23 protein-coding genes are annotated in these 23,367 nt (G+C 68.4%); 10 read left to right on the top strand and 13 right to left on the bottom strand.

What is annotated here, in order from left to right:
• The first annotated feature begins 2 nt into the window (after window positions 1–2).
• Both B840_RS04480 and dapD read left to right on the top strand, forming a co-directional pair.
• Window positions 3–1,391, top strand: a complete 1,389-nt coding sequence (locus B840_RS04480; protein WP_042621141.1) for an amino acid permease — start codon at window positions 3–5, stop codon at window positions 1,389–1,391.
• Window positions 1,388–2,359: a 2,3,4,5-tetrahydropyridine-2,6-dicarboxylate N-succinyltransferase gene (gene dapD / locus B840_RS04475; protein ID WP_042621140.1), complete on the top strand. Its 972-nt coding sequence runs from the start codon at window positions 1,388–1,390 to the stop codon at window positions 2,357–2,359. Before B840_RS04480 ends, dapD begins: the two co-directional genes overlap by 4 nt.
• A 160-nt stretch (window positions 2,360–2,519) precedes the next feature.
• Here the strand turns inward: dapD and B840_RS04470 are convergent, their stop codons facing one another.
• The 9 genes from B840_RS04470 to typA all read right to left on the bottom strand — a co-directional run bounded on the left by B840_RS04470 (window position 2,520) and on the right by typA (window position 11,532).
• Window positions 2,520–3,026 carry a GtrA family protein gene (locus B840_RS04470; RefSeq protein ID WP_042622520.1) on the bottom strand — a complete coding sequence of 169 codons (507 nt, stop codon included), beginning with the start codon at window positions 3,024–3,026 and terminating at the stop codon, window positions 2,520–2,522.
• 111 nt (window positions 3,027–3,137) lie between these two features.
• Window positions 3,138–3,977, bottom strand: coding sequence for a pseudouridine synthase (locus B840_RS04465; RefSeq protein WP_156971839.1), 840 nt, complete (start codon window positions 3,975–3,977; stop codon window positions 3,138–3,140).
• On the bottom strand, window positions 3,970–5,082 hold the full coding sequence (gene dapC / locus B840_RS04460) for a succinyldiaminopimelate transaminase (protein ID WP_042621139.1): 1,113 nt from the start codon (window positions 5,080–5,082) through the stop codon (window positions 3,970–3,972). Before dapC ends, B840_RS04465 begins: the two co-directional genes overlap by 8 nt.
• A 3-nt stretch (window positions 5,083–5,085) precedes the next feature.
• The gene (gene fdxA / locus B840_RS04455) at window positions 5,086–5,409 is read right to left on the bottom strand and encodes a ferredoxin (RefSeq protein ID WP_042621138.1); all 324 of its coding nucleotides are present in this window, start codon (window positions 5,407–5,409) and stop codon (window positions 5,086–5,088) included.
• 45 nt (window positions 5,410–5,454) lie between these two features.
• Window positions 5,455–5,850 carry a hypothetical protein gene (locus B840_RS04450; RefSeq protein WP_042621137.1) on the bottom strand — a complete coding sequence of 132 codons (396 nt, stop codon included), beginning with the start codon at window positions 5,848–5,850 and terminating at the stop codon, window positions 5,455–5,457.
• Window positions 5,847–6,764 carry an N-acetyl-1-D-myo-inositol-2-amino-2-deoxy-alpha-D-glucopyranoside deacetylase gene (gene mshB / locus B840_RS04445; RefSeq protein ID WP_042621136.1) on the bottom strand — a complete coding sequence of 306 codons (918 nt, stop codon included), beginning with the start codon at window positions 6,762–6,764 and terminating at the stop codon, window positions 5,847–5,849. Before mshB ends, B840_RS04450 begins: the two co-directional genes overlap by 4 nt.
• Complete coding sequence (locus tag B840_RS04440; RefSeq protein ID WP_042621135.1) at window positions 6,761–8,365, bottom strand: ABC transporter family substrate-binding protein; 1,605 nt, start codon at window positions 8,363–8,365, stop codon at window positions 6,761–6,763. Before B840_RS04440 ends, mshB begins: the two co-directional genes overlap by 4 nt.
• A gap of 7 nt (window positions 8,366–8,372) precedes the next feature.
• Window positions 8,373–9,563 (bottom strand): MFS transporter, encoded by a 1,191-nt coding sequence (locus B840_RS04435; protein WP_042621134.1) that lies wholly within the window; start codon window positions 9,561–9,563, stop codon window positions 8,373–8,375.
• Window positions 9,564–9,621: 58 nt separating this feature from the next.
• Window positions 9,622–11,532 (bottom strand): translational GTPase TypA, encoded by a 1,911-nt coding sequence (typA, locus tag B840_RS04430; RefSeq protein WP_042621133.1) that lies wholly within the window; start codon window positions 11,530–11,532, stop codon window positions 9,622–9,624.
• A gap of 372 nt (window positions 11,533–11,904) precedes the next feature.
• On the opposite strand from typA, the gene B840_RS04425 reads away from it, so the two are divergent.
• From B840_RS04425 to B840_RS04395, 8 genes are all read left to right on the top strand, one after another.
• Window positions 11,905–12,606, top strand: a complete 702-nt coding sequence (locus tag B840_RS04425) for an Rv1157c family protein (RefSeq protein ID WP_042621132.1) — start codon at window positions 11,905–11,907, stop codon at window positions 12,604–12,606.
• A 5-nt stretch (window positions 12,607–12,611) separates the two neighbouring features.
• The gene (locus tag B840_RS04420) at window positions 12,612–13,148 is read left to right on the top strand and encodes a ribonuclease FAU-1 family protein (protein ID WP_042621131.1); all 537 of its coding nucleotides are present in this window, start codon (window positions 12,612–12,614) and stop codon (window positions 13,146–13,148) included.
• A 138-nt stretch (window positions 13,149–13,286) separates the two neighbouring features.
• Window positions 13,287–13,463 carry a hypothetical protein gene (locus tag B840_RS13450; RefSeq protein ID WP_156971838.1) on the top strand — a complete coding sequence of 59 codons (177 nt, stop codon included), beginning with the start codon at window positions 13,287–13,289 and terminating at the stop codon, window positions 13,461–13,463.
• 20 nt (window positions 13,464–13,483) lie between these two features.
• On the top strand, window positions 13,484–13,825 hold the full coding sequence (gene arsC, locus B840_RS04415) for an arsenate reductase (glutaredoxin) (RefSeq protein ID WP_042621130.1): 342 nt from the start codon (window positions 13,484–13,486) through the stop codon (window positions 13,823–13,825).
• Window positions 13,826–13,930: 105 nt separating this feature from the next.
• Window positions 13,931–14,116, top strand: a complete 186-nt coding sequence (locus B840_RS04410) for a hypothetical protein (protein ID WP_042621129.1) — start codon at window positions 13,931–13,933, stop codon at window positions 14,114–14,116.
• Window positions 14,117–14,432: 316 nt separating this feature from the next.
• On the top strand, window positions 14,433–16,088 hold the full coding sequence (locus B840_RS04405; protein ID WP_042621128.1) for an NAD-dependent epimerase/dehydratase family protein: 1,656 nt from the start codon (window positions 14,433–14,435) through the stop codon (window positions 16,086–16,088).
• A 21-nt stretch (window positions 16,089–16,109) separates the two neighbouring features.
• A complete protein-coding gene (locus B840_RS04400) occupies window positions 16,110–16,622 on the top strand; it encodes a CinA family protein (RefSeq protein ID WP_042621127.1) in 513 nt (170 codons plus the stop codon).
• A gap of 9 nt (window positions 16,623–16,631) precedes the next feature.
• Complete coding sequence (locus tag B840_RS04395; RefSeq protein WP_042621126.1) at window positions 16,632–17,810, top strand: zinc-dependent alcohol dehydrogenase; 1,179 nt, start codon at window positions 16,632–16,634, stop codon at window positions 17,808–17,810.
• Between the two features lie 69 nt (window positions 17,811–17,879).
• On the opposite strand, the gene B840_RS04390 is transcribed toward B840_RS04395, so the two are convergent.
• The 4 genes from B840_RS04390 to B840_RS04375 form a co-directional block, all read right to left on the bottom strand.
• Entirely contained in the window at window positions 17,880–19,574 is a 1,695-nt protein-coding gene (locus B840_RS04390; RefSeq protein ID WP_042621125.1) for a dipeptide ABC transporter ATP-binding protein, read from the bottom strand.
• The gene (locus tag B840_RS04385) at window positions 19,571–20,578 is read right to left on the bottom strand and encodes an ABC transporter permease (protein ID WP_042621124.1); all 1,008 of its coding nucleotides are present in this window, start codon (window positions 20,576–20,578) and stop codon (window positions 19,571–19,573) included. The genes B840_RS04390 and B840_RS04385 overlap by 4 nt, the downstream gene beginning before the upstream one ends.
• Window positions 20,571–21,497, bottom strand: a complete 927-nt coding sequence (locus tag B840_RS04380; protein ID WP_042621123.1) for an ABC transporter permease — start codon at window positions 21,495–21,497, stop codon at window positions 20,571–20,573. The genes B840_RS04385 and B840_RS04380 overlap by 8 nt, the downstream gene beginning before the upstream one ends.
• A gap of 97 nt (window positions 21,498–21,594) precedes the next feature.
• Window positions 21,595–23,187 carry a peptide ABC transporter substrate-binding protein gene (locus tag B840_RS04375; protein WP_042621122.1) on the bottom strand — a complete coding sequence of 531 codons (1,593 nt, stop codon included), beginning with the start codon at window positions 23,185–23,187 and terminating at the stop codon, window positions 21,595–21,597.
• Between the last annotated feature and the right edge of the window lie 180 nt (window positions 23,188–23,367).

Genomic DNA, 23,367 nt, shown 5'->3' with positions numbered 1-23,367 from the left:
GTATGACCACTGGATCAGCGCAACAGACTCAACTCGGATCGGGACTGAAAACCCGGCACCTGACCATGATGGGCCTCGGCTCCGCGATCGGCGCCGGGCTCTTCCTCGGCACGGGCGTGGGCATCCGCACAGCGGGCCCCGCCATCCTGCTGGCCTACATGGCGGCCGGCGCGATCGTCGTCATGGTCATGCAGATGCTCGGCGAGATGGCCGCCGCCAGGCCCTCGTCGGGTTCCTTCTCCACCTACAGCCGGCAGGCTTTCGGCCAATGGGCGGGCTTCACCCTCGGCTGGCTGTACTGGTTCATGCTCGTCATGGTGATGGGCGCCGAGATGACCGGCGCCGCCGCCATCATGGGCTCCTGGTTCGGGATCGACCCCTGGATTCCCGCGCTGGTGGCGGTGGTGTTCTTCGCGGTGGTCAACTTCGCCAAGGTCCGCGGATTCGGCGAGTTCGAGTTCTGGTTCGCCTTCATCAAGGTGGCGGTGATCATCGGCTTCCTCATCGTCGGCGTGGGGCTGGTCTTCGGCCTGCTGCCTGGTTCCACCTACATCGGGCTGGACAATTTCGTCGGCGACCAGGGCTTCATGCCCAACGGCTGGCCCGGTCTCGCCGCGGGCATGCTGGCGGTGGCCTTCGCCTTCGGCGGCATCGAGCTGGTCACCATCGCCGCGGCGGAGTCGGAGAACCCGCAGTCGGCGATCGCCGTCGCGGTGCGGTCCGTCATTTGGCGAATCTCGGTCTTCTACCTCGGCTCGGTCCTGGTGATCACCCTCCTGCTGCCCTACGAGCAGCTCGGCGGCGCGGACACCGCCGCGGAGTCCCCGTTCACCGCTGTCCTGTCCATGGCCAACCTGCCCGGCGTGGTCGGCTTCATGGAGGCCGTCATCGTCCTGGCGCTCCTCTCCGCCTTCAACGCCCAGATCTACGGCACGTCCCGGCTCGTCCACTCCCTCGCGCTCGACGACGACGCCCCCCGCATCTTCTCGGTGACGAACCGGGAGTCCGTGCCGATCAACTCCGTCGTGCTCTCCATGTTCTTCGCCTTCGCGTCCGTGGGTCTGCAGTTCTGGAATCCAGAGGGTCTGCTGACGTTCCTGCTCAACGCCGTCGGCGGCTGCCTCATCGTCATCTGGATCATGATCACCGCCTCCTACCTGCGCCTCCACCCCGAGCTGGAACGGCTCGGCGAGGTCTCGACGGTCCGGATGTGGGGCTGGCCCTGGCTCGGTTGGGCGACCATGGCCTCCCTGTGGGGCCTGGTGCTCCTCATGCTTTTCGACGACGCCGCCCGGTCCCAGGTCATCTCCGTCGCCGTGGTGACCGGTGTGCTGGTGCTGCTTGCCAATGTCAGCCGTAGGGCAGGACGTCGGGTATCCTCTCGTCCATGACTTCAGCTAGCGCACGCGGACTGGCCACCATCACGCACGAGGGAACCGTTCTCGACGTCTGGTTCCCCGCGCCGAAACTGTCGGACGACCCCTTGTCCTCCGGCACGGAACGCCTGGCGCAGTCCCCGCAGCAGTTCGCCGCGCTCGTCGGCCCCGACAATGACCGCGGCGTCGCCCGCATCGCGGTGACCACCTCCATCGCCTCCCTCTCGGATGCGCCCGTCGACACCTACGACGCGTATCTGCGGCTCCACCTCCTCTCCCACCGGCTGGTCCTCCCCCACGCCGTGAACCTCGACGGGGTGTTCGACCTGCTGGCCAACGTGGTGTGGACCAACTACGGTCCGTGCGCGGTCGCCGACTTCCAGATGGTCCGCGGCCGGCTCACCGCACGCGGGCCGGTCACCGTCTACTCGGTGGACAAGTTCCCCCGCATGGTGGACTACGTGGTCCCATCCGGGGTGCGTATCGCCGACGCTGACCGTGTCCGCCTGGGCGCCTACCTGGCGGAGGGAACCACCGTCATGCACGAAGGCTTCGTCAACTACAACGCCGGCACCCTCGGCGTCTCCATGGTGGAGGGGCGCATCTCCTCGGGTGTCGTCATCGGCGACGGGACCGACATCGGCGGCGGCGCCTCCATCATGGGCACCCTCTCCGGCGGCGGCAAGGAGGTCATCTCCATCGGCGAGCGCTGCCTCCTGGGCGCAAACTCAGGTATCGGTATCTCCCTCGGCGACAACTGCATCGTCGAGGCCGGCCTCTACGTCACGGCCGGCACCAAGGTGTCCGTGTTCGGTGACGTCGCGCGCCACGCGGATGTCGCCAACGGAACCCGAATCAAGGCGGCCGAGCTCTCCGGCGCGGACGGCATCCTCTACCGCCGCAACTCCCTCAACGGCGCCGTGGAGGCCACCCCGATCGAGTCGCGGCTCGTGGAATTGAACTCCCAGCTGCACGACAACTAGGCGGTCATGCCGGTGCTGGCTCCTGGTCCGGTCTGTTCCTCATTCTTACTGCCGCAGGCCCGCCCCGTAGCAGGTGGCGGCGGACAGGTCGACGGTCCGCTGGGACCAGTTCCACCTATCCCCCCCCCGGGATGAAGCTCCCCGATTGAGAACATTTTTTCTACTCGGGTCCCTCCGCCGCCACGATCCGGACCTTGGGTTTCCGGAACGCCCAGAACTTGTTCACCAGGAAGTTGACGGGCATGGCCACGATGATCGAAATGGCGGTCGCCCAGTAGAACTTGGTGCGCAGGCCGGTGGAGTCGTCGAAAAGCTCGGGAGACAGGGCGATCGGCGAGCTCGGGTTCATCAGCAGCGTCGCCACGACCTGGCTGACCAGGAAGGCACCGATACCGGTGAACAAAAACGGGAAGAAACCGCGCCACCAGCTGCGCTGGGAGTAGCCGCGGAAGGTCCAGCTGCGGTTGAGCTGGTAGTTCCAGGTGTTGGCCACCAGAAAGGCCACGGCCATGAAGACGTTGAACCAGCGGATGTTGTATTCCGTGCCGAGCAGGTTCAGGAAGACGTCGTATTCGGAGATACCGGCGCTCCAGCCGGCGAACTTCTTCGCCAGGACACTGACCGCCAGGTTGACCAGGGTGCCGGACCCGCCGACGATGCCGAACATGAGGAACTGGCGGGCGGTGCCCCGGAGTCTGGCGTAGGCCCGGCTTCTGCCCCGTGTGCCTTCGGAACTCACGGAACCTCTTTCACTTCGGCTGATGGTTGACCTTTTACTTTAGCGTCCGCCCCCGGCGGGAACGTGGAAGGCGCGTCGTACTCCGCTGAAAGGGTCGGGGAAACTGATCGACACCGCGCGGAGCTGCAGCGGAGAGGAGAAGTCACGGAGGTCCAGCCCGCGGTCCACGGGGTAGGTGTCATCGCCGAGGATCGGCATCCCCAGATAGCTGAGGACCACCCGGATCTGATGGGTGTACCCCGTGACGGGCCGCACCTCCACCTCGTCGTCGCCGGTGCGGCGCAGCCAGGTCCGCGTCTCAACCCCGCCGTCCGCCACCCGGACCTGCCGATGCCCCCGCTCCTTGAGCAGCGGCAGCTCGACGAGCTCCCAGTCCTCCCCCACCGTCACCCGGCCACTGACCCGGGCCACGTACCACTTGTCCACCAGACGGTCCTGGAAGAGCCGCTGGTAAGCGCCGCGGGTTTCGCGCCGCCGGGAGCATACGAGGATCCCGGAGGTCAGCCGGTCCAGGCGGTGCAGGGGGACGATCTCATCCTCGCCGTAGGAAAGACGCAGCCGGGTCTGGATCGTCTCCCGCACGATGCGGCCGTTGCTTGTCGACGGCACAAACCCCGGCTTGTCCACCACGATCAGGTCCCGGTCCTCGAACACCACGGAATGCCTGAACGGAATCGCGGATTCCTCGGGGACCGGGGGGTGGAACCAGGCGGGCACCGGCCGGTCCAGCACCGTGCCCGGTATCAGCGGCTGACCGAACGGGAAGGGTGAGTCCCCCGCCGCGCCCGCCCAGTAGGGACGGTCGGCGGGGACGGTGCCGCGGAGGACGACCCGCTGCGGGGAGATGCCTTCCCGGGCGGGTATCGGGGCGTCAGGCAAGGCTGGCGAGGCGTTCGACGGCGGCGTCGATACGCTCGTCGGTGCCGGTGAGCGCCATGCGGATGTGCTTCTCGCCACGGGGGCCGTAGAAGTCGCCGGGAGCGACGAGAATTCCCAGTTCGGCCAGGGCGTCCACTGTCGCGCGGCAGTTCTCGCCGCGGGTGGCCCAGAGGTAGAGGCCGGCCTCCGAGTCGTCCACGGTGAAGCCGGCGCCGATCAGGGCCCGCAGCAACGCGGCGCGACGGTGTGCGTAACGCAGCTTCTGGGCCTGCTCCTGGTCGTCGTCCGTCAGCGCCGCCACCATGGCCGCCTGGATGGGACCGGGAACCATGAGGCCGGCGTGCTTGCGCACCCCGAGCAGCTCGGCGATGAGGGGGGGGTCGCCGGCGAGGTACCCGCCGCGGTAGCTGGCGAGGTTCGAGGACTTCGACAGGGAGTGGATGGCGATGAGGCCGGTGTGGTCGCCGTCGCAGACGCGGGGGTCGAGGATCGACACCGGCTCGTGGTCGTCGTCCCAGCCCAGTCCGAGGTAGCACTCGTCGGAGGCGACGATGACGCCGCGTTCGCGGGCCCATGCGACAACCTTGCGCAGGTGGTCGACGCCCAGCACCTTCCCGGTCGGGTTGCCGGGCGAGTTGAGGAAGAGCAGGTCCGGCTTCTCCGGGCCAATCTGCAGCAGCGAGTCAGCCCGCAGGACACGGTTCCCGCCGAGCAGCGACGCCACCTCGTAGGTGGGGTAGGCGACCTCGGGGATGACCACGAACCCGCCGCGGATGCCGAGCAGAGTCGGCAGCAGCGCGATGGCCTCTTTGGTGCCGATCACCGGCAGCACGGCGTCGGGGGTCAGGCCGGCCATGCCGTAGCGGCGCCCCAGCGCCGCGGCGATCACCACCCGGAGTTCCGGGGTGCCTGCTGTCTGCGGGTACCCGGATTCCGCGGCAGCCTCGGCCAGCGCCAGCTGGATTCCCGGGGCAACGGGGTCGACAGGGGTACCCACCGACAGGTCGACGATCCCGCCGGGATGAGCCTGGGCGCGTTCCTTCGCCGTGGCCAGGGTGTCCCACGGGAAATCGGGCAGGCGGTTCCCCAACGGCGTACGTGCCATCGGCTATTCCTGGTTCTGCGGCGGCAGCGCGGCCACGAAGGGGTGGTCGAAGGTCTGGACGCCGGTCTTGGCGGCGCCGCCCGGGGAGCCCAGGTCGTCGAAGAAACCGACGTTGGCGTCGTAGTATTTGTCCCACTCCTCGGGGACGTCGTCCTCGTAGAAGATCGCCTCCACCGGGCAGGCCGGCTCGCAGGCTCCACAGTCGACGCACTCGTCGGGGTGGATGTAGAGCATCCGCTTGCCCTCGTAGATGCAGTCGACCGGGCATTCCTCCACGCACGAGCGGTCGAGGACATCGACGCAGGGCTGGGCAATGATGTATGTCATGGTGTCGGGTACTCCTGGGGTGATCGAATGTCGCAGTCCAGTATGTCACTTTCCCCGCACGAGGGGCCAGACGCCCCCGGCCAGACCTGCGAAAAGAAGCAGCACACTACGAATATTACTCCCCACCAGCTGATCCCCCGTCACTTCAACGCCGAACATGAGCGCCAGGTAACCGACGATCCACACATACAGCGGCACCCCAGCGACGGTCGGGTTCGGACTCCACAACTGGGCGGTCCGCGTGAGCACCATGTTGAACAGGAACGCGATGACGATGGTGTAGGGCACCGCCAGTTGCGCCCCGCCGGGCAGGGTCACCCAGGTGCCCAGGTAGACCACCTCCAGCAGCACCGAGATCAGCGCCGCGACGGACAGCCACACCAGGCCGCCGACGGCTTCGCCGCGGCTGAAGTCGGTGCGCACGATCCGCTCCCCGCTCATGCCTTCCCCTCGGCCGGGTCGCGGGGGATCCCGTCGAGAAGTCCCGGCCCGCCGAGCAGATCCGCCTCCGGCAGCTCGCCGGCCGCCAGCTGGTAGTGCTCGCAGGAGAGCAGCGGCTGGGCCAGGAGGTTCGACAGAGCCCACACCGGATGGCGTCCCTGCCCCCAGGCCGCCTGCGGGTTCGTGGCCGACACCGAGCCGTCCGCGAACCAGATCTGGGTGGCGTGCGCGCGCATGGCCTCACGCTTGGCGGCCAGGGCGGCATCGTCCAGGTCGATCGCCAGATCATGCTTCCCGACGCCCTGATTCGCCAGGTAGTCCTCGTCCGGCAGACTCCAGCCCCCCGGCACCAGCGTGATGTCCCGGACGCCGGCGGCGGTCTCGGCGAGGTCATTGACGGTCCACAGGATGCGGGGGACGTCGACCCGCCGCGCCGCGGCGTGGGTGATCTCGTGCGCGCGGATGTGGTCGGGGTGCCCGTAACCGCCGTCGGGCCCGTACGTGATCACCAGGTGGGGTCGCTCGACCTTGAGAATGCCGGCGAGCAGGTCGACGGCCTCCGCGCCGGAGTTGACGAAGGCCCGCGGGTTCTCGTGCGCCGGGCTGCCCGCCATGCCGGAATCCCGGAAGCGGCCCGCGCCGCCGAGGAAGCGGCCGCGGACCCCGAGGATCGACAGGGCGCGGGTGAGTTCCGCGACGCGGAATCCGCCGAGCTGGTCGGCGTAGTCGTTGGTGAGGTGGGCGAAGGGTGCGCCGATGACCTCGCCCTCCTCCCCCAGGGTGCAGGTCACGACCAGCACGTCGGCGCCGCGCCGGGCCAGGTCGAACAGGGAGCCACCGGTGGTGATGGCCTCATCGTCGGGATGTGCGTGGACGGCGACCACGCGGTAGCCGACGAGATCACGGGGGGTCATTGCTTCCTCCAGCTCGCGACCGTCGATATGCCGGCGGTCCAGTTGTCAAGATCCGGGTCCGGACCCACGATACCTTCGCCCAGCACCAGCACCCGCCGCTCCCCCAGCAAGGGGACGCGCACGTGCTCCCGGGCGTTCTGCCCGGCGAAGAACGCCTGCCCCTCCGGTGCCGGCGTTTCCCCGCTGAGCAGGGAACGCGCCATGGCGTCGGTCTCCGGGGTGCAGTAGCCGGACAGGTTGCCCGCCCGCGGGGTGTCCGGGTCCGGCGGGCAAAGCCACTGGTCGGCCATCTCCAGCGGACCGCCGGAGCTGCCTTCCCAGGCGATGACTGCGTCCACCCTCCCCGCGGGGAGGAGGTTGCCGGCGAGGTCGCCGAGGTCGGTGGTGGTCACCTCCGCTGCGACGCCGAACCGGGAGAGCAGGTCGACGATGCTCCGCCCGGCGGCGACTGCGGAGTCGTCGGCGGGGTTCACTCCCAGCCGCAGGGGACGCCCCTCCTCCCCGGTCAGGCCGGGCAGCAACGCGGGCGGGCCCTCCTCCGGATTACGCGCCTGCGTGTGCGGGGGGACCCGAAGGTCGGCGGAGCGGCCGGCGGCGAGCCGGGCGATGAGGGGGACGTCGAGAAGCGAATGCAGTTCCGCGCGCACCGCCTGGTCCTGGAGCAGCGGCGAGGTGGTGGACATCGACAACGTGAGCTCGCGGGGCTGGTCCAGGGTGCGCACCTGGGTGTCGAGCATGAGTGAATAGGCGTCGAAGGAGGTCTCCGCCGGGACGACGTCGAGGAAGCTGACCTGTCCCGTGCGCAGCTGTTCCACCCCCTGCGTGACGGAGCGGATCTCCCGGAAGGTGACGCGGTCCGTCGCTGCGGGGTCCTGACCCCAGAAACGGTCGTTGCGGTTGACGGTGACGACGCCGCGGGAACGGTCGACCGCGCTGATCATGTAGCGGCCCCCGGAGGCGGGCAGATCATCGACGAACGCCGTGTCGAAATCGCCGGCGTCCACCTGCAGGAGGTGGCCGGGCAGCAAGTGGCGGAACAGCTGCTGCCAGTTCGCGACGACGGTGACGAAGTCCACGTCCACCGTGCGGCCGTCGGGGCTGGTGCGGATCGCGGTGATCTCCCGGTAGGGGGCCGAACCGATGGTGCCGGGAGTGTTGATCATGCCCTGCCACAGATAGCGGAAGTCGGCTCCGGTGATGGGCGTGCCGTCCGACCACTGCGCCTCCGGGGCGATGACGTACCGGACGGTCTGGGCGACCGTCTCCCCCGCCATGGGCTCCGGTTCGACCAGTTCGGCGGAGACCAGCAGGTCCCCGTCCACCGCACCGTCGCGGAAGGCGCTGGGCAGAGTCAACGCGGCCAGGGAACGGGTGAGGGTGGAATCGTCGGACTGCAGGTGCGGGTTGAACCCGGCCGGCAGCGGATCGACCCCCACGTTGATCACCTCGTCGGCCCGCGAGGACGTGGTCGTGGGGACGGCGCTGGAGGAGGTGGGCTCCGGGCTGGGGGCGGCTTCCTCCACCGGCGGCGGGCCAGGGTTGGCGGCGCAGGAGGACAATGCCGCCGCGAGGAGGACAGCGGGAAGGAAGCGGGCTTTCACAGGATCATTATGTACCAGGCGCACGCGCGGGCCCGCTCCGCAGCGCCGGGGCGAGCACCGCCACCACCACTCCGGCCGCCACGAGCAGCAGCAGCGCGCGGCGCAGGCTGGTCGCGGCGGACAATGCGCCCAGCACCGGGCTGGTGGCCAGGAAACCGATGCGCATCAGCCAACTCACCGCAGTGACACCCGCCCCTTCGCTGACGCCGGGCAACCGGGCCGCCGCGGCGAAGGCGCTGGGCACGAGCGTGGCGCACCCGAAGCCGGCCAGAGCATATCCCGCATACAACAGCCCGGGATCTGATGCCGCCACCACAGCGAGTCCACCGAGGGCGATGAGCACGCCGCCCGCCCGGGCGACGGCGACGCGGCCGAAGCGGTCGATGAACCGGTCGCCGGTGAAACGCCCCACCATCTGCGCCGCCAGCACCACGGTGAAGGCCACGCCCGCGTCGCCGACCGCGACGCCGGCCAACTCCACCGAGGACAACCCGGCCCAGTTGTTGGCGATGTCCTCCACCATGGTGCCCGAGGTCGCCAGGAGCGCGACCGGCAGCGTGACCAGCATGATCCGCCCGAATCCGGGGCACGGCCGCTTCTCGACGCCGCCGGGCCCGTCCGCCGCGGCCGGAACCGCAGGCACCGGCCCTGTCAGCAGCACGGCGAGGGCGACCAGGCCGATCACCGAGACCGCCACAGCCGCCAGGTGGGCACGGATGTCCCACCCCGCGCTGGCCGCCGCGGTGCCGACGGCACCTCCGGCCACCGCCCCCAGGGACCAGAAGGCGTGCATGGAGGACAGGATCGACCGTCTGCCCCGGCTCTCCACCCGAACACCAGCGACGTTCTGGGAGACGTCCACGACGGCGTCGGCAAGCCCGACGCCCAGGAGCAGAACCGCCAGGACCAGGCCCGAGGGCGCCCACCCGACCCCGGCGACCAGCAGCGCGAGCGCCACGGTTCCCCAGAACACCACCCGGCGGGGACCGAAACGGCTGACCGCCAGAGAGGGCAGCACCGTCGAACCCAGCGAGCCGGCGGCGAACGCCGCGACGACGAAGCCGAAGACCAGGTCGTCGAGGCCCCACTGCTGCTTGAGCGTGGGGTACCAGGGGAGCACGGAAGCGAAAACAGCCCCGTTGGTCGCGAACATGATCGCGACGCCGACGGGACTGCGGGAAAGGCCGGAGGCGGTCATGCACGCAGCCTAGGTCTTCCCGGGCCGCAGTGCCGACCGACGCCGCCGGCCGTGTCTCCTACTTGTTGAGGTTCTTCTCGCGGGAACGGGCGCGGGCGCGCTCGGTGGCCCCGAGGTGGAGCTTGCGGACACGGAGGACGTCGGGAGTGACCTCCACGCACTCGTCCTGGCCACAGAACTCCATGGCCTCGTCCAGGGACAGGGCCTGGGCCTTGGCGAGGGTGACCGTGGTGTCGGCGCTGGCCGCACGCATGTTGGTCAGCTTCTTTTCCTTGGTGATGTTGACGTCCATGTCCTCCTCGCGGTTGTTCGCGCCGACGACCATGCCCTCGTATGCCTCGGTGCCCGGCTCCACGAAGAAGGAGCCGCGGTCGGACAGTCCCTGCAAGGCGAAAGCGGTGATCTTGCCGGAACGGTCGGCGACCAGGGAGCCGGAGGAACGGCCCTTGATCTCGCCGGCCCAGGGGCGCAGCTCGATGCCGAAGCTGTTGGCGATGCCGGTACCGCGGGTCTCGGTCATGAAGGTGGTGCGGAAGCCGATGAGCCCGCGGGCGGGCACGTCGAATTCCATGCGCACCCAGTCGCCGGAGCCGGTGTCCATGGCGGTCATCTGGCCCTTACGGGCGGCCATGAGCTGGGTGACGGCGCCCTGGTGCTCGGAGGGCACATCGATGATCATGTGCTCGTAGGGCTCGTGGATCTTGCCGTCGATGGTCTGGGTGACCACCTGCGGCTTGCCCACGGTAAGCTCGAAGCCTTCGCGGCGCATCGTCTCCACCAGGATCGACAGCGCCATCTCGCCTCGGCCCTGCACCTCCCAGGTGTCGGGGCGCTCGGTCGGGAGGACGCGGATGGACACGTTGCCGATGAGCTCGTTGTCCAGGCGGGCCTTGACCATGCGGGCGGTGAGCTTGTCGCCGCCGCCGCGACCGGCCAGCGGGGAGGTGTTCACGCCGATGGTCATGGAGATGGCAGGCTCGTCGACAGTGATCCGGGGCAGGGCCACCGGGTGTGCCAGATCAGCGAGGGTATCGCCGATCATGATCTCGTCGATGCCGGAGATCGCGGCGATATCGCCGGCGACGACCTCATCGGTGGGCTGGCGGGTCACACCGACGGTGCGCAGCAGCTCGGCGATCTTGACGGTCTTGGTGTGCTGGTTGCCCTCGTCGTCGTAGTGGATCCAGGCGACCTGCTGGCCCTTCTTCAGGGAGCCGGCGAAGATGCGGACCAGGCCGATACGGCCGAGGAAGGAGGAGGAGTCCAGGTTGGTCACGTGGGCCTGCAGCGGCGCCTCGAGGTCCGCGGACGGCTCCGGAAGGACGTTGTAGATGACGTCGAACAGGGCCTGAAGGTCCTCAGCATCCGGGACGTTGCCGTTGCCGGGGTTCTCAGTGGAGGCCTTGCCCTCGCGGCCGGAGGCGTAGAGGACGGGCAGGTCGAGCAGGGTTTCGGCAGCCGCGGCGGCCTCCTCGTCCTCGAGGGATGAGGCGAGCTCCAGGAGCAGGTCCTGGGAATCCGAGACGACCTCGTCGATGCGGGCGTCGGCGCGGTCGGTCTTGTTGACCAGGATGATCACCGGCATCTTCGCCGCCAGGGCCTTGCCCAGCACGAAACGGGTCTGCGGGAGGGGACCCTCGGAAGCGTCGACCAGGAGGACGACGCCGTCGACCATGGACAGCGCGCGCTCGACCTCGCCGCCGAAGTCGGCGTGGCCCGGGGTGTCGATGACGTTGATGATGAGGTCCCGGCCGTCCTTGCCGGCACCCTTGCGGCGCACGGCGGTGTTCTTGGCCAGGATGGTGATGCCCTTCTCGCGTTCGAGATCACCGGAGTCCATCACGCGGTCAGTGACACCACCGTGGTCGTCGAACACGCCGGACTGCTCCAGCATGGAGTTGACGAGGGTGGTTTTGCCGTGGTCGACGTGTGCGACGATGGCGACGTTGCGGAACTCAGGATGGGACACGAGTGGGCTGCTCCTAAAAAAAGGGATCGCGGCCGACAGTCACCGGGCACGCGATGGTGAACAGCCGTTGACGATACCCGCAATATTGGTGTAGCGCACCATCGAGGGGTCGGGGTCACACCGTCGGATGACTTATCCCTGCTCCGGCGAAGATTTTCCGCCGTCGTGTAACGATTCGGTTTCCTTCCCCGAAACAAGGAATAGCCGGGCGGAGCAGTTTCCGGGCTATTCCGCCGTTCCGGTTGACTGCGTCACGCAAGTGAATATTGTTGGGTAACGAAACTACTGTTACCAATGTTGCGATTGTGGCCGGGATGATCACCGCCGACACAACCGCCGTACCGCCTTGAGTTCAGGAAAGAGGACCCGCCTGTGGGATCCATCGCACGGAGAACCGCCGTCCGGACAGCTGCAGCAGCCGTCGCACTGACCGCCGTCAGCGCACTCGGCCTCAGCATCAGCCCCGCCGCGGCGTCCGCCCAGATCTCGTCCCCGGCATCCTCACAGAACCCGCTCGACCAACTCGGCCGCCCGACCCCGCAGACCCAGGCTCAGATCAGGGACTTCGCCAACCAGCCGTGGCTGCCCGCCCAGATGCGCGACGCGATCTTGAGCGCGCTCGCCTTCAGCGTCGGAGACAACGGTGACGGCGGCCCGCCGTTGCCCGAGAACGCCCCCGTCTTCACCCAGTTCTACTGGCCCACGGTCGCCGGCTCCTGCATCGGCGGCGAACTCGACGCCGTGGGCACCGCCATCGCCGTCCCCGGCCCGGCGGAGATTCCCGCGCCCGGCGCTGCCGCAGGCCAGACCGCCTTCGTGTTCACCGCCCTGGGCACCGCACCGGCGCTGCCCGAGCAGGGCGGCATGAACGTCACCTGGTTCAACCTGGACACCCTGCGCAACGGCGTCACCCCCCTGGGCAACTACGGCATCAACCCGGACGGTCCGGCCACCCTCTCCGGCACCGCCGACACCGGTAACGGCACTGTCGTCGCGATCGTCTCGGGCGCCGTCCGGACCGAGGACACAACGTGCTCGTTCCTGCCCACAGCCGCAATCATCGATGCGAGGTAACCGTCATGGCAGCTGATCTTCATCCGGTCAAGCAAGAGACCTTCAACACCACCGACCGGATCAACATCGATCCCAAGGGGCACCTCCGGGAGGTGGACACCTACCGGCTCACCGACTTCGGCCTGTACATGGCCCGCGGGGCGAACCACCCGCGTTTCGGCTACCTCGAATCCTGGCTTCTGCCCAAGCTCGGCCTGCGGGCCAATATCTTCCACTTCCGGGACGGCGTCGACGAGCGGCAGGACTTCTACTTCGACGTCGCCGACATCCACGTCGACGGCGGCGTATGGTCCACCCGCGACCTCTACGTCGACCTGGTCTCCGTCACCGGCGAACCCATCGACGTGCAGGACATAGACGAGCTCGCCGCCGCGACCTCCGCCGGTCTGATCACCGCCGCAGAGGCCGAGCGCGCCATCGACGTCACCCTCAACGCCGTGGAAGGGATCACGCGCCACCACGACGACGCTATGGAGTGGCTGCGCACCCTCGGCATCGAGCTGACGTGGGCGGATGAGATCGACATGGTCCCCGCTGAATAGCCCGATAACTGTGTCCCCGCGCACACAACAGGGGTAGGCTCGGAATTGGGCACAACGAACAGTCCCGGACGCCATCCCGGACCGTCCGTCGCTCCCGAAATCGATTCACCCCTTTGAAAACGATGGAAAGGACACGCCGTGGACAGCAACGACGCAACCAGCAAGGGCCATGTCTGGGAGTTCCCCGAGGACAAGCCTTACCAGCACAACCACCCGGAGAACCCGGGCAAGGAAAGCCCCGAGCAGAAGCAGGAGCTCGCCGAGGAGTGGGGCCAGGAGTCCTTCCCCGCCAGCGACCCGCCCGCCAACTACTGAGCCGGCGTTAGGGTTGTGGCATGACGACGATCTACCACAACCCCCGCTGCTCCAAGTCCCGCCAGGCCCTTGAGCGCCTGCGGGACAGAGGGATCGAGCCGGAGATCATCCGCTACCTGGACGCGCCGCCGAGCGTCGAGAAGCTCCGCGAGCTCATCGGCGCCGCCGGAATCGCAGTCCACGACGCCGTGCGCACGAAGGAGGCCGAGTACCGGGAACTCGGCCTCTCCCCCGCCACGCCGGACGACGAGCTGCTCGCCGCAATGGCCGCCCACCCGCGGCTGATCGAGCGCCCGTTCGTGGTGACGGAGAAGGGTGTGCGCATCGCCCGCCCCACCGAAGCCATCGACGAAATCCTCTGACCTCCCCGGCGCCGATCCCGCCGGATCACTAAACTTTCCCACGAGCACACCGCGGCGCACGCCGCACCCTCCGGGGACTGTGCCGCTGACAGAAGGGACCTGACCATGAGCCACGACCCGAAGCAAAACGAGGAACCCGGCATCGTCGAGCAGGAGCTCGAGGATCAGACCGTCGCAGAGGAGACCGATCCCGGCAACCCGGGCAAGCGCCCGGGCGCCGACACCGACGAACTCGTCGAAGAGTGGGGCGAGGATTCCTTCCCCGCGAGCGACCCGCCCGCGAACTACTGATCCGCACCAGCCAGAACTCCAACATCCCGCCGCCGGCCAGCCCGGAGGCGGGATGTTTCCGTCCCCGGCAGGCGTCCCCGGCAGGCGTCCCCGGCAGGCGTCCCCAGCAGGCGTCCCCGGCAGGCGTCCCCGGCGGCCGGCCCCGAAGGACCTCGCCCGCGACGACCATGCGACGACCATGCGTGAGGCCGGTCACTCAACCCATAAGGTCGAGCTACTTCGTTAAGCAGGGAAAACACCCGAACTCCTTGAAAAACGCAGGATTTTCCCGTTTCCTCGGAGGTGACAGCACCCCACCGATTCTGGAGCGAGAACCATGAAAATTGTCGTTGTCGGCGCCACTGGAAATGCCGGAACCGCGGTCCTGCGGGCTCTCCATCAGACCTCCGAGGTCACCGGAATCGTTGCCGTTGCCCGGCGTCTGCCCGATCCGGGGGTGGAACCCTACGAGGGTTGCGAGTGGCACTCCATCGACATCGCCGCGGCCTCCACCTCCGACGACGCCGTCGAGCAGCTCACCGAGGTGTTCCGCGGCGCGGACTCCGTCATCCACCTGGCCTGGCTCATCCAGCCCAACGACCAGCGCGAGCTGCTGCGCCGGGTCAACGTGGAGGGCACCCGGCGCGTCACGGAGGCGGTCGCCCGGGCAGGCGTCCCCCACCTGGTCGCCGCCTCCTCCGTGGGCGCGTACTCACCCGACGAGGCACGTTCCGGCGGCGGGGAACCGCCGCTGCGCGACGAGTCCTTCCCCGCAGGCGGCATCGACTCCTCGCACTACAGTGTGGACAAGGCCGCCCAGGAGAAGGTGCTGGACGCCTTCGCCGCGGAGCACCCGGAGGTGGCCGTCACCCGGCTCCGACCGGGACTGATCTTCCAGGCGGATGCCGCATCGGAGGTCCAGCGCTACTTCCTGGGCGGCGCCATGCCGCTTCAGCTGCTCAAGGCCGGCCGGTTGCCCGCCCTGACAGTGCCCAAGGGCCTGCTCCTGCAGGCGGTGCACGCCGACGACATCGGGCGCGCCTACGTGGCGGCCGCGGTCCGGCAGGTGCCCGGCACCTTCAACATCTGCGCCGACGACGTCCTGGGTCCGCAGGAACTCGCCGACGTCATCGACCACGGCCGCGTCATGGAGGTTCCGCCGGGGATTGTCCGTGCCGCTCTCGCCGCCGCCCACAAGGCGGGCATCGTCCCCGCCGACGCCGGCTGGCTGGACATGGGCATGCAGGTTCCGCTCATGGACAACTCCCGGGCCGCCGAGGAGCTGGGGTGGCGCCCGCAGGTCTCCGCCGTGGACGCGCTGCAGGAGCTCATCGACGCCATCGTCGAGGGTCACGGCCACCCCTCTCCCTCGCTGCACCCGCGGGACAAGGACGAACGCCTCGTTACCGTGACCGGGGAACCGGCGAAGGCCGGGGCCCGGTCGGGTGCGGGGTCCGCGCCGGAGGACGGCCCGGAGGACCTGCCCGAGGAACTGACGAAGGACCTGCTCGGGCTGTACCTGTCCGACCACCTCACGGGTGCCACCGCCGGAGTCAACCGCATCGAGCGGATGGCGGAGGACTTCGTGGACACCCCGGTGTACGCGGATCTGGCCTCGCTGGCCGACGAGATCCGCGCCGACCGGGAGCTGCTGCGCAACATCATCGACGACCTCGGTTTCCCGCGGCGGCCCTACCGCCAGGCCGCGGCCTGGGCAGCTGAGCGCGCCGGACGTCTCAAGCTCAACGGGCGGGTCGTCCAACGCTCCCCCATGACCCTGCTGCTGGAGGCCGAACTCATGCGCTCCGCCGTGGCCGGCAAGAAGGGCGTGTGGGAGACGCTCCGCGAACTTTCGCCTCAACTGGGCCTGGACGAGGAGGTCTTCGACCGGCTGGTCGAGACCAGCGACAGGCAGACTGCGACCCTGGACGGGGTCCACGCCTACGCCCGTGAACGCGCGCTGCGCGACGACCGGGACACCTTCTGGGACTGACGGATTGAGGAAGGCGCAGACATGTCCGACTCCACACCAGGCGGAAAGACCGCCGCGGCCGCCGTCGCCGAACTGGCGAAGAAGCACGGCTTCACCGTCGCCACCGCAGAATCGTTGACCGGTGGACAGATCGCGACCGCGCTCGCCGCCGCGGAGGACTCCTCCGACTGGTTCGCCGGCAGCGTGGTCAGCTACCAGACCCGCGTCAAGTACGACGTCCTGGGCGTGCCCGAGGGGCAGCCGGTGATCAGCGAAACCGCGGTGGAGGCGATGGCCGCGGGCGTCGCGAAGCTCATGGGCGCGGACGCGGCAGTCGCGGCCTCCGGCTGCGGCGGCCCCGGTGAACAGGAGGGGCAGCCGCCCGGCACGACCTGGATCGCCGCGCGCGTGCGGGGCAGGACCCGCACCGAACTGCACCATTTCGACGGCGACCCCGGGGACGTCCTCGCGCAAGCCCGGCGACGCTCCCTCGAGCTGCTCCACGAGCTCATGCGGGAAAGCACCGTCGCCGACCACACCACCCCCACCGCATAAGGAGCAATCATGAAGGCAGTCACCTGGCAGGGCAAGCGGAACGTCAGCGTGGACAACGTCCCGGACCCCGTCCTCCAACAGGACAACGACGCGATCATCGAGGTCACCTCCACCGCCATCTGCGGCTCCGACCTCCACCTCTACGAGGTCCTCGGCCCCTACATGGACGCCGGCGACATCATCGGGCATGAACCGATGGGCCGGGTCGTGGAGGCCGGCTCCGCCTCCAACCTCAAGGTGGGCGACCGCGTGGTCGTCCCCTTCACCATCGCCTGCGGCCGCTGCTGGATGTGCGACCGCAAGCTCTACTCCCAGTGCGAGACCACGCAGGTCAGGGAGCAGGGAACCGGAGCGCGGCTGTTCGGCTACTCCCGCCTCTACGGTTCGGTGCCCGGCGGGCAGGCCCAGTATCTGCGGGTCCCGCACGCGGACTTCGGACCGGTCAAGATCGGCGAGGATCTGCCCGACCACCGCTACCTCTTCCTCAGCGACGTCCTCCCCACCGCGTGGCAGGCTGTCCAGTACGCGGACGTCCCGAAAGGCGGCACTCTCGCGGTCTACGGTCTCGGCCCGATCGGCCAGATGGCCGCCCGCATCGGCCTGCACCTGGGTGCGCGGGTCTTCGGCGTCGACCCGGTGCTCGAGCGGCGGGCCATGGCCGCCCGCAACGGCGTCGAGGTCCTCGACTTCACCTCCGACACCAACGACGAGATCCGCGACGCCACCGAGGGCCGCGGCCCCGACGCCGTCATCGACGCGGTGGGCATGGAGGCCCACGGCTCGCCCATCGCGAAGGCCGCCCACACCGCGGTCGGACTCCTCCCCGACGCGCTGGGCCGGAAGATGATGGAACACGCCGGGATCGACCGCCTGGCCGCCCTCCACTCCTCCATCGACCTGGTGCGCCGCGGCGGCACCGTCTCCCTCAGCGGGGTGTACGGCGGGGAGGCCAGCCCCCTGCCGATGCTCACGCTCTTCGACAAGCAGATCCAGCTGCGCATGGGGCAGGCGAACGTCAAGGCCTGGATCGACGACCTGCTCCCTCTGGTGGAGGATCCGGCCGACCCGCTCGGGGTGGATGATCTGGTGACTCACCGCCTGCCCATCGACGAGGCGCCGGGGGCCTACGAGATGTTCCAGAAGAAGACCGACGGCTGCATCAAGGTGGTCCTGGACCCGCAGGCCTGAGCTCCCCGCGTACGCCCCGGCCCCGCCACCTGAACAGTCCAGGTGGCGGGGCCGGGGCGCGCAGCGGGGTCAGGCGCCGCCGGCGGAGGGTGTCCCGTCCCCCGCCAGGCCGAGGTTCGCCCCCGTGCCCAGCTCGATGTTCAGGCCGGGGACGGAGGTGATCAGGTCCCGGGTGTACTCTTCGCGCGGATCGGCGAAGATCTCGTCCGCCGTGCCCTGCTCGACGATCGCGCCCTGCTTCATGACGACCACATCGTCCGCCATCTGCCGGACGACGGCGAGGTCGTGCGTGATGAACAGGTAGGACAGGTCGAGCTCCTCCTGGAGTTCCGCGAGCAGCTGGATGATCTGGTTCTGCACCAGCACATCGAGCGCGGAGACGGCCTCGTCCAGGACCAGCACCTCCGGATTGAGCGCCAGCGCCCGGGCGATGGCGATGCGCTGGCGCTGGCCACCGGACAACTCGTTGGGGAACCGCCGCATGGCGGAGCGCGGCATGGCGACCATGTCGAGCAGTTCCGCGACGCGGTTCTCCCGTTCCTTGCGCCCGCCGACCCCGTGCAGGGCGAGGGGTTCCTCGATGCACCGGTAGATGGAGAACATCGGGTCCAGCGAACCGTAGGGGTTCTGGAATACCACCTGCATCTTCCGGCGCATCTCGAAGAGCTCGCGGTTGCCCAGCGTCGACAGGTCGGTGCCCTGGTAGAGGACTTTACCGCTGGTGGGTTCCAGCAGGTTGAGCACCATGTTCGCCACGGTGGACTTGCCGGAACCAGACTCGCCGACCAGCGCCAGGGTGGTGCCCTTGCGCAGGGTGAAACTGACGTCGTCGACGGCGGTTTTCTCCCCGAAGACCTTGGTGAGGTTCTCCACCCGGATGACCTCCTGCGTCTTCGCCTCCCGCCCGTGGGCCACCAGCTCCGCGGACTCGACACCGGCCGCCAGGGCCGACTGGATGCGTGCCGACGCCAGCGAGGGCGCCGCCTTCACCAGCCGGCGGGTGTAGGGGTGCTGCGGGTCCCGGAGGATCTGCATGCTGGGGCCGGACTCGACGATGCGGCCGCGGTGCATCACCACGAGGTGTTCGGCGCGTTCGGCCGCCAGGCCCAGGTCGTGGGTGATGAACAGCACGGCGGTGCCGAGTTCCTCGGTAAGGGTGCCCAGGTGGTCGAGGATCTTCTTCTGCACGGTGACGTCCAGTGCCGAGGTCGGTTCGTCGGCGATGAGCAGCTTCGGGCGGGCCGCCAGGCCCATCGCGATGAGCGCCCGCTGGCGCATGCCGCCGGAGAACTCGTGCGGGTACTGCCGCGCGATGCGCCCGGCGTCCGGGAGTCCCGCCTCCTCGAGCAGCTCCTGGACGCGCGCGCCCACCTCGGAGCCCTTGACCACGTTGTTCGCCCGCAGGCTCTCCGCGACCTGGGTGCCCACGCGCCACACCGGGTTGAGGTTGGACATCGGGTCCTGGGGGACCAGCCCGATCTCGGAGCCGCGGAAGCGCTGCATTTCCTTGTCGCCCAGGCCGGTGATGTCCTCGCCGTTGAACAGGATCTGCCCGCCGGTGACCTTGCCGGAGCCGGGCAGCAGCCCCAGGATCGACATGGCCGCAGTGGACTTGCCGGAGCCGGACTCTCCCACGATGGCGACGGACTGGCCCGGGTAGACGGCCATGTTGATGCCGCGGACGGCCTCGACGACGCCGGTGGAGGAGGTGAAGGAGATCTTCACGTCCTTCAGTTCCAGCAGGGGGGTGGCGTTCTCGGTCATCGCTTCCTCGCCTTCGGGTCGAGGGCGTCGCGGACGACGTCGCCGAGCATGATGAAGCTCAGGACAGTGAGCGCGAGCGCCATAGCCGGGTAGAACAGGACCATCGGGGCGGTGCGCAGCGAGGCCTGCGCGGCGGAGATGTCCCCGCCCCAGCTGACGATCGACGGTGGCAGGCCGATGCCCAGGAACGACAGGGTGGCCTCCGCGACGATGAAGGTGCCCAACGCCACTGTGGCGTAGACGATGATCGGGGCAGCCGCGTTGGGCATGATGTGGCTGGCCAGGATCTTGAAGCGCGAGGCGCCGAGCGCGCGGGCGGCGGTGACGTACTCCTCGTTCTTCACCCCCATGACGGCGCCGCGGGTGATGCGCGCGATGTTGGTCCAGCCGAAGAGCCCCAGAACGAGCACGACGGTGATGATGGTGCGGTGGTCTTTGAACATCTGCATGACCACGATGGCGGCCAGCACCAGCGGGATCGCAAAGAAGATGTCCGTCACGCGGGAGAGCAGGGTGTCCAGGATTCCGCCGAAGTAACCGGCGATCGCACCGATGAAGGTGCCGATGACCACCACCAGCGCTGTGGTGAGCAGCCCCACCGACACCGAGGCGCGGGCGCCGTAGATGGTGCGCGAGTAGATGTCGCAGCCCTGACGGTCGAAGCCGAAGGGGTGGCCCGCCTGCGGTCCTCCCAAAGAGTCGGAGAGCGTGCAGGCGCGCGGGTCGACGGAGGTGAACAGCTGCGGGACAACGGCCATGAGCACCGCCACGAGGATGAGGAGGGCGGACACCCAGAACAGGGGTCGGCGGCGCAGGTGCCGCCACGCCTCGCCCCACATGGACGACGGCGCGGACTCGTCGGCGACGGCGTCGACGGCGCCCAGGCCGGTCTCGTCGGTGTCGGCGATGAAGTGGTCCTGCCCCGGACGCGGGGCGGGGTGGCGGGTGGCCAGGAGGTCGTCCTCGCCGGCCGGGTTAGCGACGTTTCGGTTCATGTCAGGCATAGCGGATCCTCGGGTCGAGCACGGCGTAGATCAGGTCCACGATGAGGTTGGCGACGATGTAGACGATGACGAGGACCGTGGTGAAGGACACGACGGTCGTCGGCTCGCCCTTGATGATCGCCTGGTAAATGGTGCCACCGACACCGTTGATGGCGAAGATGCCCTCGGTGACGATGGCGCCGCCCATGAGCGCGCCCAGGTCCGCGCCGAGGAAGGTGGCGACGGGGATGAGCGAGTTGCGCAGCACGTGCCGGCTCATCACCTGCCCGTTGCTCAGGCCCTTGGCGCGGGCGGTGCGGACGTAGTCGGCGCGCAGGTTCTCGCTGACGGACTGGCGGGTCAGCCGCAGGACGTAGGCGAAGGACACCGCTCCCAGCACCACCGCCGGCATGAGCAGCGAGGTGAACGTCTCCCGGGAGCCGACCGTGACGGGGAGTATCCCCCACTTCACTCCGACGAGGAACTGGAGCACGAAACCGATGACGAAGCTGGGCACGGCGATGACGATCAGGGACATCACCAGGACGGTGGAGTCGAAGATGCCGCCGCGGCGGACTCCCGCGATCACGCCGAAGAGGATGCCGAAGAAGGCCTCGAAAACCAGCGCCATGACGGCGAGTTTGATGGTGACGGGGAAGGCGCGGGCCATGACGTCGGAGACGGGCTGCCCGGAGAAGGTGGTGCCGAAATCGAGGGTGAAAATACCCTTGAGATAGAGCAGGTACTGGACGAGGAAGGGTTTGTCCAGGTTGTACTCCGCCTCGATGCGGGCGCGGGCGGCCTCGGACAATCCCCGGTCGCCGCCGAGGGCCTGGACCGGGTCGCCGGGCATGAGGAAGACGAGTGCGTAGATGAGGAGCGTGGCCCCGAAGAACACGGGGATCATCTGGAGCAGCCGTCGCCCGATGTAGCGCAACATAACTATTCCTTCAGGGTGATGGGTGGCCGGACAGGCTGATACCCGCGTGACGCGCTGCGCGTCACGCGGGTATCAGCCGTCGCAGGGCATCAGGGGGCTAGTTCTTGGTGATGTCGTAGTACACGGGGACGGACTTCCAGGAGAAGACGACATTGTCGACGTTCTCGCTGTAACCGCCGGCGACGTTGGAGTACCACAGCGGGATGGCCGGCAGATCCTGGAAGAGAATCTCCTGCGCCTCATTGTAGATTCGCGCGGCGTCCTCCGTGGACCCGGCGCGGGCGGCCTCCGCCAGCTTGGCGTCGAACTCCGGGTTGGAGTAGTCGCCGTCGTTGGAGCCGGCGCCGGTGCCGTAGAGCGGGCCGAGGAAGTTGCCGCTGGAGGGGTAGTCCGCCTGCCAGCCGGTGCGGAAGGCGCCCTGGATGGTGCGTCCGGTGACGTCGTCGCGCAGCGACTTGAAGTCCGGGTACGGGCTGCCCACGGCCTCGATCCCCAGGGTGTTGCGGATGGAGTTCGTCACGGCGTCGACCCAGGCCTGGTGGCCGCCGTCGGAGTTGTAGGAGAGGGTGAACTCGCCGGTGAACGGGGCGATTTCATCGGCCTGGGCCCACAGCTCACGGGCCCGCTCGGCGTCGTAGTTCAGGACCTCGTTGCCCGGGATCTCACCGTCGTAGCCCGGCAGGACCGGAGAGGTGAAGTCGGTGGCCGGCGTGCGGGTGCCCTGGAAGATCGCGTCGGTGATCTCCTCGCGGTTGATGGCGTGGGAGATGGCCTGCCGGCGCAGCTTGCCCTCCTCGCCACCCCAGTGGTCAAGGCTCTCCGGGATGGTGAAGGACTGGAAGACGGCGGAGGGCTCGTTCACGGCACGGTCGCCGAGCTCGTCCTGGAAGGTGGAGAACGCGGTGTCGGGGATGGCGTCCAGGGTGTCCAGGTTGCCGGCCAGGAGGTCGTTGTAGGCGGCGTCCTGCTGCGCGTAGAAGACGAACTTGATGCCGTCGTTCTGCGGGGTGCGCTCACCCTGGTAGTTCTCGTCGGGGACGACCGTGGCGTCCTGGTTGTGGTTCCACTCGGCCAGCTTGTAGGGGCCGTTTCCGTTCGGGTTTTCGCCGAAGGCTGCCTCATCCTCGCGCGCCTCGTCCGGCAGGGGGTAGAAGGCGGAGTAGCCCAGCCGCATCGGGAAGTCTGCCTCGGGCTGGTTGAGCTCAATGGTGAAGGTCTTGTCGTCGACGACCTGCAGGCCCTCCATGGATTCCGCGCCCTCCTCGTAGCCGAGGATCGGCTCGAAGAAGTAGGCCGAGAGGTGGGAGCTCTTGACCGCGTGGTTCCAGGTGTCCACGAAATGCTGGGCGGTGATCTCGGTGCCGTCGGAGAAGGTCCAGCCGTCCTTCAGGGTGACGCGGTAGCCCTTCTCCCCCTCCGGCTCGATGGACTCCGCCATCTCGTTGTGGATCTCACCTTCCGCGTCGTAGTAGACGAGGCCGGAGTAGATCAGGTCGACGATGTTGCCGCCGCCGACCTCGTTGGTATTCGAGGGGATGAGCGGGTTCTGCGGCTCGGTGCCGTTTGCGAGGACGTAGTTTCCGCCGCCGTCACCGCCCGAGGCCCCATCGCCGGAATCGGAGCACGACACGAGCCCGAACGCCAGGGTGGTGGTGGCGAGCAGGCTGATCGTCTTCTTAGTGAGCGCCATAGGTGGAACCTCCAGATCAAGGGTCATACGATTCAGGTTGCACTCAGCCTACTCGGTGACATGCAACACAGAAAGTCTGCGGAGCGGGAGGGGTCACATAGTTTTCACCTCCAAACTTAATAGGAAATATCTTTAGTCCTGCTCGGCGGGACTTCTCCCACCACCCTGCCTACCCTCAGC

The organism is Corynebacterium marinum DSM 44953 (assembly GCF_000835165.1).
Taxonomy (GTDB): domain Bacteria; phylum Actinomycetota; class Actinomycetes; order Mycobacteriales; family Mycobacteriaceae; genus Corynebacterium; species Corynebacterium marinum.
This window is presented reverse-complemented; position numbering and strand designations above follow the sequence as displayed.